Source organism: Sphingomonas sp. BK069, assembly GCF_014193405.1.
Lineage (GTDB): Bacteria > Pseudomonadota > Alphaproteobacteria > Sphingomonadales > Sphingomonadaceae > Sphingomonas.
Genome location: NZ_JACHZH010000001.1, coordinates 1,206,789 through 1,223,548 on the forward strand (window position 1 = coordinate 1,206,789; position 16,760 = coordinate 1,223,548).

Annotated in this window: 12 protein-coding genes; 2 read left to right on the forward strand and 10 right to left on the reverse strand. The window is 69.4% G+C overall.

Annotated elements, in window-relative coordinates; genetic code table 11:
- Positions 1–88: 88 nt before the first annotated feature.
- Positions 89–430 carry a hypothetical protein gene (locus tag FHY02_RS05975; protein WP_260158732.1) on the reverse strand — a complete coding sequence of 114 codons (342 nt, stop codon included), beginning with the start codon at positions 428–430 and terminating at the stop codon, positions 89–91.
- Between the two features lie 11 nt (positions 431–441).
- Entirely contained in the window at positions 442–2,367 is a 1,926-nt protein-coding gene (locus FHY02_RS05980) for a PQQ-binding-like beta-propeller repeat protein (RefSeq protein WP_311731780.1), read from the reverse strand.
- A gap of 157 nt (positions 2,368–2,524) precedes the next feature.
- Here FHY02_RS05980 and FHY02_RS05985 point away from each other — a divergent pair, with 157 nt between their 5' ends.
- Positions 2,525–3,712 carry a CaiB/BaiF CoA-transferase family protein gene (locus FHY02_RS05985; RefSeq protein WP_183920912.1) on the forward strand — a complete coding sequence of 396 codons (1,188 nt, stop codon included), beginning with the start codon at positions 2,525–2,527 and terminating at the stop codon, positions 3,710–3,712.
- On the forward strand, positions 3,709–4,485 hold the full coding sequence (locus tag FHY02_RS05990; protein WP_183920913.1) for an enoyl-CoA hydratase: 777 nt from the start codon (positions 3,709–3,711) through the stop codon (positions 4,483–4,485). Before FHY02_RS05985 ends, FHY02_RS05990 begins: the two co-directional genes overlap by 4 nt.
- A gap of 153 nt (positions 4,486–4,638) precedes the next feature.
- Here FHY02_RS05990 and FHY02_RS05995 read toward each other — a convergent pair whose 3' ends face one another.
- The 8 genes from FHY02_RS05995 to FHY02_RS06030 all read right to left on the reverse strand — a co-directional run bounded on the left by FHY02_RS05995 (position 4,639) and on the right by FHY02_RS06030 (position 16,607).
- On the reverse strand, positions 4,639–5,088 hold the full coding sequence (locus FHY02_RS05995; RefSeq protein WP_260158731.1) for a c-type cytochrome: 450 nt from the start codon (positions 5,086–5,088) through the stop codon (positions 4,639–4,641).
- On the reverse strand, positions 5,088–7,202 hold the full coding sequence (locus FHY02_RS06000) for a PQQ-binding-like beta-propeller repeat protein (protein WP_311731781.1): 2,115 nt from the start codon (positions 7,200–7,202) through the stop codon (positions 5,088–5,090). Before FHY02_RS06000 ends, FHY02_RS05995 begins: the two co-directional genes overlap by 1 nt.
- The gene (locus FHY02_RS06005; RefSeq protein ID WP_260172644.1) at positions 7,196–8,662 is read right to left on the reverse strand and encodes an NAD-dependent succinate-semialdehyde dehydrogenase; all 1,467 of its coding nucleotides are present in this window, start codon (positions 8,660–8,662) and stop codon (positions 7,196–7,198) included. Before FHY02_RS06005 ends, FHY02_RS06000 begins: the two co-directional genes overlap by 7 nt.
- 17 nt (positions 8,663–8,679) lie before the next feature.
- On the reverse strand, positions 8,680–9,924 hold the full coding sequence (locus tag FHY02_RS06010) for an iron-containing alcohol dehydrogenase (protein WP_183920915.1): 1,245 nt from the start codon (positions 9,922–9,924) through the stop codon (positions 8,680–8,682).
- A 17-nt stretch (positions 9,925–9,941) separates the two neighbouring features.
- The gene (locus FHY02_RS06015; RefSeq protein WP_183920916.1) at positions 9,942–11,264 is read right to left on the reverse strand and encodes an MFS transporter; all 1,323 of its coding nucleotides are present in this window, start codon (positions 11,262–11,264) and stop codon (positions 9,942–9,944) included.
- A complete protein-coding gene (locus FHY02_RS06020; RefSeq protein WP_260172645.1) occupies positions 11,261–12,661 on the reverse strand; it encodes an amidohydrolase family protein in 1,401 nt (466 codons plus the stop codon). Before FHY02_RS06020 ends, FHY02_RS06015 begins: the two co-directional genes overlap by 4 nt.
- A 92-nt stretch (positions 12,662–12,753) precedes the next feature.
- Entirely contained in the window at positions 12,754–13,398 is a 645-nt protein-coding gene (locus FHY02_RS06025) for a GntR family transcriptional regulator (protein WP_183920917.1), read from the reverse strand.
- A gap of 188 nt (positions 13,399–13,586) precedes the next feature.
- Complete coding sequence (locus FHY02_RS06030) at positions 13,587–16,607, reverse strand: TonB-dependent receptor domain-containing protein (protein WP_183920918.1); 3,021 nt, start codon at positions 16,605–16,607, stop codon at positions 13,587–13,589.
- Between the last annotated feature and the right edge of the window lie 153 nt (positions 16,608–16,760).

A 16,760-nucleotide genomic window follows, 5' to 3' on the forward strand; every position in this document is an offset into this window, starting at 1 on the left:
GATCCTGAGATAAGCTCAGGATGACGCCGGCGTTGGCTAAGCAAGTATCCCCGCAGGGACGCCTCCACGGCTGAGACGTCGTCCTCTTTCAATGTCCCGTCGCGCCGGCCTTTTTGTCGGTCGCCAGGTTGGCAACGAGATAGTCGCTCATCACCTTCTGCTCCTCGGGCGAGAGCTCCGCACCGCGATCGATCATCGACTGAACCAGCGCTGGCCACTCGGCCGCGGTCTTGTGCGCGGCGAAGACTTGGTTGGTGGTGTGGCAGAAGCCGCAGCGCTCGTTGATCAGGTCGAGCCCCGGGCCCGGCGCGGGCGCAGCGGCCGGCGTGGCGGGCTGCTGCGCCGCCAGCGCCACCGCGCCGAGCAGCGCGGTACCGGCGAAGGCGGCGCAGCCGGCGGCGAGGCGGACGATCGGGTCGATACGCGTCATGGCAGGCATCCTCAGCGGACCGCGAAGGCGACCACTTGGTCGCTGGTCGCGGGTTGGAAGGCGAAGCCGCCGGTCGCCACCGCGGCGACCATCTGACGACCGTCGGCGGCGCGATAGGTCATCGGCGTGCCGTAGTTGGAGGCGGGCAACGGTGCCGACCAGAGTAGCGCGCCGCTCTTGGTCTCGAAGGCGCGGATCGTGGCATCGCGCGTCGCGCCGATGAAGGTCAGCCCGCTCGCGGTGGTGATCGGCCCGCCCGCGCTGATCACGCCGTTCGCGGCAAAGGCGGGATCGTCGTTCTTGCCGAGCACCTTGCGCCACGCCACCGCGCCGGTGTCGACGTTCACCGCGACCAGCTCGCCCCACGGCCCCTTCTGGCAGGGATTGCCGGTCTCCTTGTCCTGAAAGTAGGCGTAGCCCGCCTTCATTCCCCAACTGCCGTCGGGCTGCTGCGCGAGCTGCTGCGGGCTGGCGAGATTGTTGACGTTGATCACGTACAGCCCGCTCTTCGGATCGAACGCGCCCCCGCCCCAATCGACCCCGCCGAGGCTGCCGGGGAAGAAGTTGACCGCGCTGTCGGCGCGCAGGGGCTGGAACGGTCGGCTCGGCGCGATCGTCAGCTCGGCGACCAGCTTCTCGCACGCGGCGCGGTGCGCGGGCGGACCGTCGATCAGGTCGGAAGCGGCGTAGCTGGTGCGTGCCAGGGGGGGCGGGGTGACCGGCATCGGCTGGGTCGGCCAGGGTTGCTCGCCGGGGACGTCGGTGTCGGTCGGGACCGGCACCTCGCGCACGTCGTACAGCGGCTTGCCGGTGACGCGGTCGAGGATGAACATCGTTGCGGTCTTGTTCATCACCGCGATCGCGGGGATCGTGCGGCCGCCGCGGCGCACCTCGATCAGCGTCGCGGTGGGCAGGTCGACGTCCCAGATGTCGTGGTGGACGGTCTGAAAATGCCAGAGGTACTTGCCCGTGCCCGCCTCCACCGCGACGATCGAGTTGCCGTACAGGTTCTGCCCCTTGCGGTCCCCGCCCCAGCGATCGAAGGTCGGCGCGCCGACGGGCAGGTAGGCGATGCCGCGCTTGTCGTCGACGAGCACGAAGGTCCAGACGTTCACTCCCGAGCGCTTCTGCCAGCTGTCGCCCTCCCAGGTGCCGAAGTTCGGCTCGCCCGGCTGCGGGATGGTGTGGAAGGTCCAGAGCAATTTGCCGGTGCGCGCGTCCCATCCGCGCACATCGCCGGCCGCCCCCTTGACCGGCATCTCCTGCACGCGCGAGCCGGTGATGATGACGTCGCGGTAGATTGCGGGCGGGCTGCTCATGCCGAGCGGCGCCCGCGTGCCGTTCATCACCTCGGGCGTCTTCATGTCGACGATCCCCGCGGTGCCGAAGCCGGCGGCGAGCTGACCCGTCGCGGCGTCGAGCGCGATCAGCTTGCCGCTGCGCGTGCCGAAGACGATCCGCGCGCCCGTCCCCTTCCCTCCAGGCCAATAAGCGACCCCGCGAGTTGAGGCCTGGTCGTTGCCGGGCAGCTGGAACACCCAGCGCTCGGCACCGGTGGCGGCGTCGAGCGCGACCACGCGCTTGTACGGGGTGGCGAGGTACATAACACCCTTCACCACCAGCGGCGTCGCTTCCGACGCAGAGAAGCCGGTGCGGAACTTGGCGGGGACGCTATCGGGCATCGGGATCGCCTCGCCGGTCGTACCGGCCGGTCGCATGTGATAGGTCCACACCTGCCGCATCTTGGCAACGTTCGCCGGCGTAATCTCGGCCAGCGGCGAGTGACGCGCATGGCTCTCGTCACGCCCATAGCCCTGCCAGTCGCCCTTGGCCTGCGCGAACACCGGAGCGCTCGCGCCCGACACGAGCGCCGCCGCCGCCAGTATCGTCCCCCCCCGCACGACGCGCTTCTCAGGGCGCTTGATCCTGCTCGCCACGCTCCGCTCTCCCAATCGGCAACATTGCGTTCCGCGCCGAGCGGCCACAACGTTGTCCTGTCATTTCAAGGGTGCTAGCAAGCCGCGCGATCCTATACAATATGATCTGTAGCGGATCGGCGCGGACCAAGGCCGCGTCACGCGTAAGGAGAGAGACATGCCGGACTTGCCGCTGAAGGGCCTGAGAGTGCTCGATATCTCGCAGGTAATGGCGGGGCCGTTCTGCTGCATGCTGCTCGGCGACATGGGTGCCGACGTGATCAAGATCGAACCGCCGCGCACCGGCGATTCGACCCGCCACTCGATGGGCTTCCGGCTCAAGGGCGAGGACAGCCCCGGCTTCCTCGCGCTCAACCGCAACAAGCGCAGCATCACGCTCGACCTCAAGGACGAGGCCGACCGGGCAGTGCTCTACGCCTTGGTGCAGACCGCCGACATCGTGGTCGAGAACGCACGCCCCGGCGTCGCGCAGCGGCTCGGCATCGACTATGACACGCTCGCCGCGCTCAACCCGCGGCTGATCTACGCCAGCATCTCCGGCTTTGGGCAGACCGGCCCCTGGGCGCAGCGCCCCGGCTTCGACCTGATCGCGCAGGCGATGTCGGGCGTGCTCAGCTCCAACGGCTTCCCGGGCATGGAGCCGGCCAAGAACTCGATCGCGGTGGCCGACCTCGGCGCGGGGCTCTTCTCGGTCTACGGCATCCTCAGCGCGGTGATCGGACGGCAGGCGTCGGGCCAGGGGCAGTATATCGACGCGTCGCTGCTCGAGGCCGCGATGGGGCTCTCGATCTGGGAGACGACCGAATATTGGGGCACCGGCCGCGCGCCCACGCCGATCGGCTCGGCCAACCGGATGTCCGCTCCCTATCAGGCGGTGCGCGCGTCGGACGATTGGTTCGTGATCGGCGCGGCGAACCAGGGCCTGTGGCTCAAGCTGCTCCAGGTGATCGGCCGTCCCGAGCTGCAGGAGGACGAGCGCTACGCCACCAACGCCGCGCGTGTGGCGAACCGCGAGGCGCTGATCGAGGAGCTGGCGCCGACCTTCGTGACGCGCACCAGCCAGGAGTGGATCGACGCGCTGCTCACCGCCGGCGTGCCCGCCGCGCCGATCCTCGACTATGGCGAGGCGGTGGCGAGCGAGCAGGCGGTCGCGCGCGACATGGTGATGCAGGTGCCGCACCCGGTCGAGGGCGAGTTCCGCGCGCTCGGCTTCCCGGTGAAGATGCGCGGCACACCGCAGGAGGTGCGCCTGCCCCCACCGCTGCTCAACGAGCATGACGACGAGATCCGCCGCGAGCTGGCCGAGCGCGGGCTGCTGCCCGTGACGACCGAGGCGATGGCGTGAGCGGGATCGTCGTCACGCGTGACGGTGACGCGGTCCATGTCCGCTTCGACAACCCGGCCGCGCACAACGCGCTGACCGGCGCGATGTGGCTCGCGCTGCGCGACGCCGCGCGCGCGGTCGCCGCCGATCCCAGCGTGCGGGTGGTCACCTTTCGCGGCACCGGCGGGAAGGCATTCATCTCGGGCACCGACATCACCAAGTTCGCGGACTATGCCGAGGGCGCGCAGGGTGTCGCGTATGAGCGCGAGATCGACGAGTGCATGGGCGCGATCGACGCCTTGCCGTGCACCACGATCGCGGTGGTGGAAGGCTGGGCGGTCGGCGGCGGGCTCAACATCAGCTCGGCGTGCGACTTCCGCGTGGCGACCCCCGACGCGCGCTTCGGCTCGCCGATCGGGCGGACGATCGGCAACTGCCTTTCCGCCGCGAGCCTGGCGCGGATCGGCGGGGCGGTGGGCGTGGCGGTGGCGCGGCGGATGGTGCTGCTCGGCGAGATCGTCGGGGCGGAGGAGCTCCGCGCGAGCGGCTTCCTGCTCAAGGTGGTGGAGCGCGACGCGCTCGACGCCGAGGTGGCGACCTTGTGCGCGCGCGCCGCGGAGAACGCGCCGCTGACGACTCGCGTGACGAAGGAAACGCTGCGGCGGATGACGTTCGACGGCCTGCCCACGATCGAACCGCTGATCGAGCAGGTGTACGGCAGCGCCGATTTCCGGCGCGGCGTGGCGGACTTTCTGGCGAAGACCAAGCGTGTACCGGCGTGGACGGGGGAGTGAGGGGCGGTCCGAAATCCTCCCCGCTCGCGGGGGGGACCAGCCGCAGGCTGGTAGACGGGGCTCTCCGCGCACGCACCGGCTCGTCTGTGGAAGCCCCCTCCACCACGCCCTTCGGGCGCGGTCCCCCTCCCCGTGCCGGGGAGGATTTCGCCCCTACCCCACCGGCTTGGGCGCGATCACGATTCCGGCGGCCATCGGCTGGCTCGGCGGGAGCGGCAGCTTGCCCGCGGGGAAGCCGTTGACCTCGAAGATATAGGCCTGAATGTCGGCGACGGTCTTCCCGGGCAGACTGCCGGGCGCGCTCAGCGGCATCGTCGTCTTGATGCGCGAGAACAGGTCGCCCGCCGAGGTGCCGTTCCAGTTGTTGAGGAAACCACCCCCCACGAGCGCCGGCGCGACGTCGATTCCGGCAAGCGTATCGCCGTGGCAGGCGGCGCAATTCTCGGCATAGGCCACCTTCCCGCGCGCGGCCTGCTCGGCGGTGTAGACGCCGTTCCACACGTCGCGCTGGCCGCCCTGCGCGCGCACCACAACCGCGCTGCCGAACGCCAGCGCCGCCGCGCCGAGCGCCCAGAGGCCATATCGCGTTGTCCGCTCCATCATCACGCTACTCCCGGCAGTCGGTAGGCGACCAGCTCCGCGCTGGCATTGCCGCCGCCCGTGGCGACGACGATATACTGGCGTCCCTTGAGACGATAGGTCATCGGCGAGCCGCTCTGCGGCGCGGTCATGTACACCGCGCCCTTCTCCTCGCCGGTGGCCTTGTCATAGGCGCGCAGCATCGCGCCGCGAAGGCCATATTCGTTGGTGTAGAAGCCCGCCTCGCCGCAGATCACCAGCGTCTTGGTGACGAGCGGCCCGAGATTGCCGGCCCGGCCCGTGCGCGGGATCTTGAGCCCCTTTAGCGCTGGATGGTTGCGCACGTTGTCGGGCGTCTCGCCGTGCGCGACCTGCCAGGCGAGGTCGCCCTTGCTCAGGTCGATCGCGGTGATCCGGCCGTAGGGCGGCTTGAGCAGCGGCAGGCCGTCGACGGCGAGGAAGCCGGGCGGCGGCCCCTTGGACGCGCCGGCGGGCTTGCCGCCAGCGGGGGCTGCCGCGGGGGGCGCCTCCATGTTGCGCATCCTCGGCCCGCCGGCGCCCATCGCCGGCATGGCGCGCGCCTCGCGCCCGGCGACGCCGTGGACCTGCGGGAACTCGGACACCTTGGGATCGGCATTGCGCACGATCCCCATCAGCGAGGGCTGCGTCTTGGAATAGACGTAGACCATGTGCGTCTCCGGGTCGTAGCAGCCGCCCGGCCAGTTGGTCCCGCCCTGGACGCCGGGCGCCGAGATCGTGCCCCAGCGCCCCGGCTTGCTCACCGTCGGCGGCGTGAAGAGCGGGCCGATCTTGTAAGACTTCACGAACTCGACGGCCTTGGCGCGGAGCGCCGGGGTGAAGTCGATCAGGTCGTTCTCGCTCACGCCCTGCACGTCATAGGCGGGCGGCTTGGTCGGGACCGGCTGGGTCGGGCTGTACCATTCGCCGGGCACGTCGCCGCGCTCCACCTTGCGCTCGACGATCGGCCAGATCGGCTTGCCCGTCTCGCGGTCGAGCACATAAAGGAACGCCTGCTTGGTCGGCTGCGCGAGCGCCTTGACGGTACGTCCCCCCACCGGGATGTCGCACAGGATCGGCGCGCAGGGCACGTCGCGGTCCCACAGGCCGTGGTGGACGAACTGATAGTGCCAACGGCGCTGTCCGGTCTCGAGGTCGAGCGCCACCAGCGACTCACCGAACAGCGCGTCGCCGCGGCGGAACATGCCCATCTCGTCACCGGTCGGCAGCTCGACCGGGACATAGACCAGCCCGAGCTCCTCGTCGGCGGACATCTCGGCCCAGGCACCGCCGTTACCCGCCTCGTCGGCGTCGCCGTTGAGCCAGGTGTCGTAGCCGAACTCGCCCTTCTTCGGAATCGTGTGGAAGATCCACTTGCGCTTGCCGGTGCGCACGTCGAAGCCGCGGATATAGCCCTTCACGTTCTTGCGCACCGCCGGCACGTCGCCCGCGGTATGCGCCGCGCCGACCACCACCGTGTCGCGCGCCACCATCGGCGTGGCGTGGAGGCCGACGTCGGCGGTGTCGACGTCGAGCTCCTGGTCGAAATCCTTCTTCAAGTCGACAATGCCGTTGGTGCCGAAGTTCGGATCGGGGATGCCCGTGTTCGCGTCGAGCGAGACCAGCTGGTAGCCGATCGTAACGTAGAGAATCCGCTCGATCTTCCCGTCGGTCCAGTAGGATACGCCGTGGCCGGAGAGCTGGCGCGGCGAGTTGAGCGCGCGCTGGCCCTCGTCAAGGCGGTGCATCCACAGCAGCTCGCCGGTCGCGGCGTCGAGCGCGACGCAGTCGCGGCGCGAGCCGGCGGGAAGGAACAGCCGGCCCTTCACCAGCAGCGGGGTCGGCTCGAACTGATACTCCTTGCGCGCGCCGAACACGTCGGTCTTGACGCTCCAGGCGATCTCGAGGTCATTGAAATTCTCGGCGTTGATCTGGTCGAGCGGCGAGTAACGCGTGTTCGCCTTGTCCGCGGCGTAGCTGCGCCACTCGGTGTCGGGCGGCGGCGCGTCCGCGTCCTGCATCGGCGCCGCTAGCGCCGCCGGGTCGATCGCCAGGATCAGCGCCGAGGCGGCGGTGCCCGCCAGCAGGTGGCGGCGGGTGAGACCGGGAATGCTCACCACGTCACCGCGATATATTTCGCCTCGCAATATTCGAGCAGGCCGTGGTGCGAGCCTTCGCGCCCGAGCCCGCTCTGCTTCATGCCGCCGAACGGCGCCGCGGCGTCCGACACCAGCCCGCGGTTGACCGCGACCATGCCGCACTCGATCCGCTCGGCCACCGCGAGCGCGCGCTTGAGATCGGCCGAGTATACATAGGCGGCGAGCCCGTATTCGGTATCGTTGGCGAGCGCGACCGCCTCGTCGGCGGTGTCGAACGCGGTCACCGCTGCGACGGGGCCGAACACCTCCTCACGCAGGATCTCGGAGCCTGGCTTGATGTCCGCGATTACCGAGGGCGGGTAGAAATAGCCGTCGCCGGCGGGGGTCTCACCGCCCAACTCGACGCGTGCGCCCTTGGCGACCGCGTCGGAGACGAGCCGCTCGATCTTGTCGACCGCCTTGCGGTTGATCATCGCGCCGCACTGCGTGGCGGGATCGGTCCCGGCGCCGACCTTCAGCGCGCCCATGCGCTCGACCAGTTTGGCCACGAAGGCGTCGTGGATGCCGCGCTGGACGTAAAAGCGGTTCGCCGCGGTGCAGGCCTCGCCGGCGTTGCGCATCTTGGCGACCATTGCGCCCTCGATCGCGGCGTCGAGGTCGGCGTCGTCGAACACCACGAAGGGTGCGTTGCCGCCGAGCTCCATCGACGAGCTGATCACCTGGTCCGCCGCCTCGCGCAGCAGCACGCGGCCGACCTGGGTGGAGCCGGTGAAGGAGAGCTTGCGCACGCGCGGGTCGTGCAGGATGGCGCTGCATACCGGGCCGGGCTGGCTGGTGGTGACGACGTTGACCACGCCCGCGGGGACGCCCGCGCGGCGCATGATCTCGGCCACCGCGAACGCGGTCAGCGGCGTCTCGGCGGCCGGCTTGAGGATGCAGGTACAGCCCGCCGCCAGCGCGGGCGCGATCTTGCGCGTCGCCATCGCCGCGGGAAAATTCCACGGCGTGATCAGCAGCGCGATGCCGATCGGCTGGTACTGCACCATGATGCGGTTCCCGCCCGCGGGCGAGGTCCCCAGCTCACCGGGGATCCGCACCGCCTCCTCGGCGTACCAGCGGAAGAATTCGGCGGCATAGGCCACCTCGCCGCGCGCGTCAGTCAGTGCCTTGCCGTTCTCGCGCGAGATCAGCTGCGCCAGCCACTCCTGATGCGCCATCATCGCGTGGAAACAGGCGAGCAGCACGTCGGCGCGCTTGCGCGGCGCTGTCGCGGCCCAGTCCGCCGCAGCGGCAGCGGCGGCGTCCACCGCGGCGATCCCCTCCTCCACCGCGGCGTCGGCCACCTCGGTGAGGGTCGCGCCGGTGGCGGGATCGTCGACCGCAATGGTCGCGCCGCTCGCGGCAGCGGTCCAGCGCTCGCCGATCAGCAGGCCGGTGGGGATAGCGAACGGGCCGTCGCCCGGCGGAGTGTAGCTGGTCATCGGAGGCGTCCCGTGCATCAGGCGTGGAGGAGCGTGGCGCGGTCGCCGGCGAAGGCGGCACGCGTGATGGTCTGCATCGCGGCAAGATCGAGCGGCCGCGGGTTGTTCTTGATCAGCCGCGCCGCGTTGAGCGAATATTCCGCGACATGGTCCTGCTGGTCGGCGCGCAATCCCAGATCGGCGAGCGAGCGCGGGATGGCGATCCGCTGGAACAGCGCGTCCACCGCGTCGATGAACGCCTGCGCGCGCTCCCCCGGCGTCGCACCCGCGATCCCGACGAGTTCGGCGAGCTCGGCGAAGCCGTCGGCGCAGGCGGGACGGTTGAACTGCATGACATAGGGCAGCAGCGTCGCCACGCCCTGCCCGTGCGCCGTGTGCGTGAGGTTGCCGACCGGATATTGCAGCGCGTGCGCCGCGGCGGTCCCCGCGGTGCCGAAGGCGCAGCCTGCCGCGAGCGCGGCGAGCATGACGCCCTCGCGCGCCTCGATGTCGCTGCCGTCGACGACGGCGCGCTCGAGGTAGCGGAACACGTTGGTCACCGCGAGCTTGGCGAAATGGTCGGAAAGCACGTTCTTGCCGACGAAGACGTGCTGCTCGGTCAGCATTGCGTCGATCGGGCGCGCCAGCGTGGTATAGGCCTCCACCGCGTGGGTCAGCGCGTCCGCTCCCGAGAAAGCGGTGAGCGCGGGCGGACAGGTGACGGTCAGCTCGGGGTCGCAGATCGCCACCTGCGCGATCAGGTGCGGGCTGGCGATGCCGACCTTGGCGCCGCGCTCCTCGTCCGCGACCACCGCTACCGGGGTCGCCTCCGAGCCGGTGCCGGAGGTGGTCGGCACCGCCACCAGCGGCATCACCGGGCCGGGCACCGCGAACTCGCCGTAGTAATCGCGCACGCTGCCGCCATGGGTGAGCAGCACCGCCGCCACCTTGGCGAGGTCGAGCGAGCTGCCGCCGCCGACGCCGATCACGACGTCGGGGTCGAAGCCGCTGGCGACGGAGACGCACGCGTCGATCGAGCGCAGCGGCAAGTCGGGCACGGTGCCGTCAAACACGCGCGTCTCCACCCCGTGCGCGGCGAGGTCGGCGAGCATCGCGGCGAACTCAGGCTGTGCGGCCTGGCGCTCGTCGGTGCAGAGCAACGCGCGGGTGCCGAGCCGCGCGGTCGCCGAGCCGAGCGCGGCACGCTGCCCGCGCCCGAACAGGATGGAGCGCGGCAGGCGCGCCGCACCGAACAGGGCGGGCGCGGTCGGGTCGGACGTCATCGAAGTGTCTCCAGAAGTCATGCCGCGGCGACCTCGTCGGCGGTGGCGAGCCGCCGCGACGCGTCGATCCGCAGGAAGAGAAGAGCCGCGATCGCGCACAGCACCGCGAGCACCATGAAGGCGGGGAACCAGCCGCTGACGGTGACGATATAGCCGGTCACCGCGGCGGCGATCGCCGCGCCGAGGTTGCCGAGCGTGTTCATTACCGCGGAGACCGAGCCGGCGAACTCGCCGCCGATGTCGAGCGTCACCGCCCAGGACACGCCGACGGTCAGCTCGAGCCCGAATACGGCGACGCAGAAGCAAATGATGCTCGCGATCGGCGCATCGATCGCGGCGGCGAGCGGCATCATGACCGCGGCGGTGACGAAGCCAATCACCGCGACGACGCGCCGCGCCATCTTGAGCCCGGCACCGCGCTTGACCAGCAGGTCCGAGGTCCAGCCGCCGGCGAGATCGCCCACCACACCCGCCATCAGCGGCAGGCTCGCGAAGAGCCCCATTACCGCGAGATCGTAGCCGCGCGCGTCGTGCAGGTATTTCGGGAACCAGGTCAGGAAGATGTTGATGCAGTAGGCATAGCAGAAATACATCGCCGACAGCGTCCACAGCTGCGGTTGGCGCAGCAGCCGACGCCACGGCACCTTGGCGCGCGCCGGGCCAGTGCCGAGCGCGCCCTCGATCAACGCGCGCTCGGTCGCGTTGACGCGGCGATGCTCGCGCGGCGTGTCGCGGTAATAGACGAACCAGCAGAACGCCCAGATCAGCCCGACGCCGGCGAACAGCAGGAACGGCATGCGCCAGCCGAAATCGACGATCAGCAGCGCCACGAACACCGGGGTCACCGCGCCGCCCAGCCGCGCACCGGCGTGAGTGAGCCCCTGCGCCCAGCCGCGCTCGGCGGGCAGCATCCAGCGCGACAGCGAGCGCGTTGCAATCGGGAAGGCCCCCGCCTCGCCGAGGCCGAACAGAAAGCGGCATACCATCATCGAGCCCGCCGACCAGGTCAGCGCGGTCGCGGCGGTGAAGGTCGACCACCACACCACCACCCCGGTGAGCGCGCGTCGCGGCCCGAAGCGGTCGCCGAGCCAGCCGCCGGGGATCTGGAACAGCGCGTAGGCGAACTGGAAGGCGGCGAAGATCCAGCCCATCGTGACGAGCGAGAAGCCATATTCCTTCTGGATCGACGGCGCCGCGGTCGCGATCACCACGCGGTCCATGTAGGTGATCAGATAGGCCAGCACGGTGAGCCACAACACCGCGTGGCGCACCCGCGTCGGGCGCAGCGTGCCCTCGCCCACTGCCGGTACGGGCTCCGCCAGCGCGCTCGCGGGGGTCACGGCTTGGCCGTGCCGCAGGCGTCGGCGGCGCGGCCGACGCAGGTCTGCCAGATCGTCGGCACCTTGCGCCCGGCGACATAGACCGCGTTGATCGAGCGCGTGTTGCGGATGTCGCGCGTCGGGTCGCGATCGAGCACCAGCAGGTCGGCCCATTTGCCCGGCTCCAACAGGCCGCTCTCGTTCTCGCGCAGGAAGCTGGCGTTGGTGCCGGTCGCGGCGGTGAGCGCCTGGAGCGGGGTGAGCCCCGCCTTGACCATCAGCTCCAGCTCCCAATGCGCGAAATAGCCGGGGAAGCGAGCGGTCGGCCCGCTATCGGTCCCCATGCCGTAGCGCACTCCGGCTTTCACTTCGGCGGCGAGGCTCGCCATCGCGTTGCGCAGCACGGGCGGATATTTCGGGAACAGCGGCGAGGCGGCGAGCTTCCGCTGGCGCTCCTGGCTCTTCAGCGTGGCGATCGTCGATGGCGCGACCCCGCGCGAGAAGAAGGGCTCGTCGACGAAGGGGAGCAGCGTGTAGGTGAAGCTCGCCTCGCGGCTGAGCGTCGAGGCGAGCTGCCACGTGCCGCGCCGCTTCATCGCGGCCGTCAGCGCCGGGTCGGCGACCCGGTCGCGCACCTGGTGCATGAAGACGTCGACGCCCTCGCGCGTCAGCTCCGCGGCATTGTCGTAGTAGAAGATGTGCGCCGCCGCCTTCTTGTCCGCGGCGTGGGCGGCGTCGATCACCGCTTTGCTCACCTCGTACGGCATGCGCTTGGCGACGGTGCCGAACTCGTCGTCCATCCACAATTTGACGAAATCGTCGCCCTTGGCGGTCTCGCGCTGGACCATCGCGGTCGCCTCGGCCGGGGTGGCGACCGACTGCTCGAGCCCCGGCACACCGCCGTAGCTGCCCTTGTAGACCACACCGCGACCCGCCGTGTAGGCGCGCGCCCGGTCGATCCGGCCGGCGCGGCGCTGGTCGGCGATAACCTGGTGGATCAGGTCGCCGTCGGTGCCGAGCGTGTAGACCGAGGTGACGCCGTAGGCCGCGTACAGGTTGAGCTGCGCCTCGACGTTGGCGCGGTCGTAATATTTGGGGAAGCTCTGATCGACGCCGTCGACCAGGCCGAGATGGACGTGGCTGTCGATCAGGCCCGGCATCAGGAACTTGCCGCGCAGGTCCTCGACCGTAGCATCGCTCAGCCTGGGCCGTGCGGCGGAGGCGCCGACCCAGGTGATGCGGCCGTCGGTCATCACCAGGGCCTGGTCAGGGCGCGCCGCGCTGCCGGTGCCGTCGAACAGCGTGACATGGTCGAGTACCACCGTCTCCGCTGCGGCCCCGCCGCCGAGACACAGCGCCGCCAACGCGACACCGACGCGGTTCATCGCCCGCGCGCGACCTGGGCGAAACCGCCGCATCGCACTCCCCTCCATGTCATATCCTATATGATCTGACTAGGTAGGGGCTGGGGGACTGTCAAGCGTCGGGACGTACCGCCAGTCGAATGTTGTCAGGTGTTTGGCGTACCCTCCGCGAGCACGTCATCCATCCGCTGCTGCGAGCATAGGAGATGGTGGCGCACCGCCTGCTCGGCCGCGGCGGGATCGTGCGCCACCAACGCGTCGATGATGGCGCGATGCTCGCGCGCGGCCTCGTGCGGCGCGTTGGTGGCGTAGAGCGCGCGGAAGATGTGGAGGTGCGCGTGCAGCCGCTCGATCGTGTCCGCGATCAGGCGGTTGCCGCTGGCGGTCGCGATCAGCCGATGGAGCGCGGCATCGGCCTCGGCGAAGCGCGAATAGGCGCGCGCGTCCCCGTCCGCCACGCCCGACATGTCGCGATCGATCGCGCGCAAGGTCGCGATCGCTGCGTCGGTCATCGCCTCGGCGGCACGGGCGGCGGCGTAGGGCTCGATCAGCTGGCGCAGCGTGTAGAGATCGCGCACCTCTTGCCGCGTCATCTGCGGGCTGGCGCGGTAGCCGACGTTCGGCATCTTGTAGACCAACTTCTCCGCTTCGAGCTGGCTCATCGCCTCGCGCACCGGCGTCTGCGAGATGCCGAGCTGGCGCGCGACGGTGTCGATCGCGATCCGCTCGCCCGGCGCAATCCTGAGGCTCATCAGCATGTCGAGCAGATGGTCATACGCGCGTTCCACCATCGTCGGCCCGGGCGCAGGCCGCGCGGCGCGGGATGGGATGGGAACGGAGCTCTTCGTGTCGATCTGCCGCAAGTGAGGTACGCCGGTCCGAGAGGGAAACGGCCTCGATCCTATAGGTTTTATACGATGAAGGTAAGTAGCGGCGGACGGCGACCCGCGCGCCTGAGGCACGCGGGCCGCCGGTCAGGTCAGAAGCTGAAGCGGACGCCCAGCCGGTAGGTCCGCCCGAGCACGTCGTACAGCGCCGGATTGACGAAAGACGGCGACTTGGCGGGATCGCGGTTGAAGAGGTTGTCCACCTTGGCATAGGCGGTGACTGCCTCGGTGATGTTGTACGTCCCGCCGACGTCCATGTAGAAGGCGCCGGGCATGAAGTTCTGGTCGATGGTGGGATGTTGCCTGGTCGACTCCGGGCAAGTGCCGGGCGCGCAGACGACATATTGGTTGCCGAGCGTGCCGTCGCTAAACCAGCGCTCCTGCACCAGCAGCGAGAAGTCGTCACCCTCGTAGGTCTGCACCGCCAGCCACTTCCAATCGGGCGTGTTGCCGTTGTTCACGCCCGCGGTGTCGTTGGGGATCTGGCCGGCAAGCCCGGTGTCGGTGACGAACTTGCTGATATGCGTCGCCAGCGCGCGCACGGTGAGCCGCCCGGGCAGGCCCAACGGCCGCTGCCAGCGGTAGCTCGCCTCGATGTCGAAGCCCGAGGTGTCGATCGACGCCAGGTTGAAGGCCTGAACGTTGATGAAGTTCGGCCCCGCCTGGTTGTTGAGATTGAAGGCGCTGCACGTCTCGGGGAGGATGTTGCGATAGCACAGATCGACGATGTCGCCCGCCCCCAGGCTCGAGATGACATCGGTGATCTTGAGCTTGTACCAGTCGAACGACAGGCTCAGGCCCGGCGCCCAGCTCGACCCGGAGAAGGAGATGCCCGCGGTGGTGTTGCGCGCGATCTCCGGCGTCAGGGCAGGGTTGCCAATCGTGTTCTGGATCGCGAGCACGTTGACGTTGCGGAACGGGTCGAAGAAGTTCGGCTGCGTCGTCGTCACCGGCGCGGCAAACAGCTCCGACAGATTCGGGGCGCGCACGTCGCGCGAGGTCACGCCGCGCAAGCGGAAGCCGTCGATCGGCAGGTCCCAGGTACCGCCGACCTTCCACGCCCAGACCGTGCCCGAGGTGCTGTAGTCGGTGACTCGCGCCGCGCCGTTGACGCTGGCGCGACCTACCGAGTCGCCGTTGAGCAGCGGTACGTCGACCTCGACGAACGCCTCCTTCACGCTATAGGCGCCGGTGCCGTTCTTGTAATTGCCGGCATACCAGTTGTTGCCCGCGGGCAATTGGACCGGATCGAACGGGTAGATCGAGTCGTACGGCTGGTTCTCGATACCCGCGCCATAAGGATCCGCGGTCACCTTGTAGAACTCGTGGCGGAACTCGCCGCCGAACGCGACCGACACCGGCCCCGCCCAGGAACTGAACGGCGACCCCGAGAAGTTGAGGCTGGCGACATCCTGCGTCTGGCGCGTGCGCTGGCGCGGGCCGTTGGCGGGCATGACGTAGTCGAGCGCCTGCTGCGACGGGTTGCCGCCGAAGACGTTGAGCGGCTGACAGCCCGCGGCGCGCGCGACCGGATTGGCGCAGACGATCGCGCCGTCGAGCGTCGTGGCGTTGATCGCGTTGTTGTAGCGGTTGGTGAGCAGGATGTTGTCGACGTCGATCTTGGTACGGTTGGTGCCGTGCTCGACGTAGATGTCGTAGCTCCAGTCCGATCCGAACACCGGCTGGCGCCCCTTGGCGCCGACCACGAAGCGGTACTGGCGCCGATCGGTATGGACCTGGGTGTTGCCGAGCGCGGCGTTGCTGGTGCCGAACTGGAAGCTCGTGATCCCCGCGGTGGCGCAGGCCGCCTTGACCTGCGCGGGAACATAGGGATTGGCGCACTGGATCGTCAGCGCCGGGCGGTTCTGTCCGCCCACCGGCTGGTTGTTGGTCTTCACCTGCGCGATGTTCGAGGTGACGTAGATCTCGTTGTCGGGCGCGAAGTCGAAGCCGATCCGACCGTAGCTGTTGATGCGCTCGAGCCCCGACAGCAGCGAGCGCCCCGCGTCGACGTTGCCCGACAGATCACCGCCCTGGCAGAAACCGGCGAAACAGCCGATTACTGCTCCCGACGATGTCCGCGACGGCACGCCGTTCGAGCCGTACTGGAACTGGAACGGGCTGCCCGACTGGTCGAAGGCGATGCCCTGCAGCGGCCCAGCGGTGATCAGACCGTATTTGGCGAAGGTGATCGACTGGGCATAGTCGCGCAACACGTACTGCGGCGAGCCATCGTTGGTGACGTTGCGGTTGACCAGCGTCGTCTGCTTGAACCAGTCGCGCCCGCCGGCCAGCCCGATGCCGAACTCGCCGCCGCCGACACCCTCGTCGCGCGCATATTCGGTGCTGCCGACGATGTGGAGCCGATCATCGAGCAGGCTGGTGCCCGCGGCGAGTTGGACGAGCACCTGCTCGTTGTCGCCATAGTCGGTGATGCCGCCTTGGACGTTGCCCTTCACGCCCTTGAAGCGTGTGTCGGTGATGAAGTTGACCACGCCGCCGACCGCGTCCGAACCGTAGGACGCGGAGGCGCCGCCGTTGACCACGTCGACTCGCTTGATCAGGAGCTGTGGGAACTGGCTGACGTCGGGCACGCCGGTGACGTTGGCGCCGACGACGCGCTGGCCGTCGATCAGCGTCAGCGTGCGGATCGCGCCCACGCCGCGCAGCGAGAAGGAGCTCAGCCCCTGCGCGCCGCTCGAGGTGCTGAAGGTGTTGACGCTGGTGCCGCTCGAGCCCTGCAGCGACGGCAGCTGCGCGATGGTGGTGAAGACGTTGGGCTGCGCGTTGGCCGCGATCGCACCGGAATCGATCACCGTCGTCGGCGTCGGCGCGGTGAAGCCGCCCGTGGTGATGCGCGATCCGGTGACGATGATGTCCTGCGCGGCGGCATCGCGCGCGCTCGCACCGTCCTGCTCGGATCGCGCGGTGGAGCCGGCGGTGGTGTCGAGCTGCGGGGGCACCTCGGGCGGCGTCATCGCGGCGCCCGCTTCCTGCCCGGCGGGTGCCGACTGCGCCCAGGCGGCCGCCGGCAGCGCGATCGCGGTGACCAGCGCGGCGAAGGCCACGCCGCCCCGCATACCGGCGCGGCGTGCGCTAATGGTGGCTCTCATCATCGTCCCCTCCTCCAAGAGTTTGTATCGTTGATCTGTGATCGGCAGCAATGTGCGGCAGCCGGCTCCGCCATGAGCCGCACTCCTTCGCATCGCCGTGATGAAAGTCGGGCGCTTGTGACAAGTCATCGTTCCAGCGATCATCGATGACCC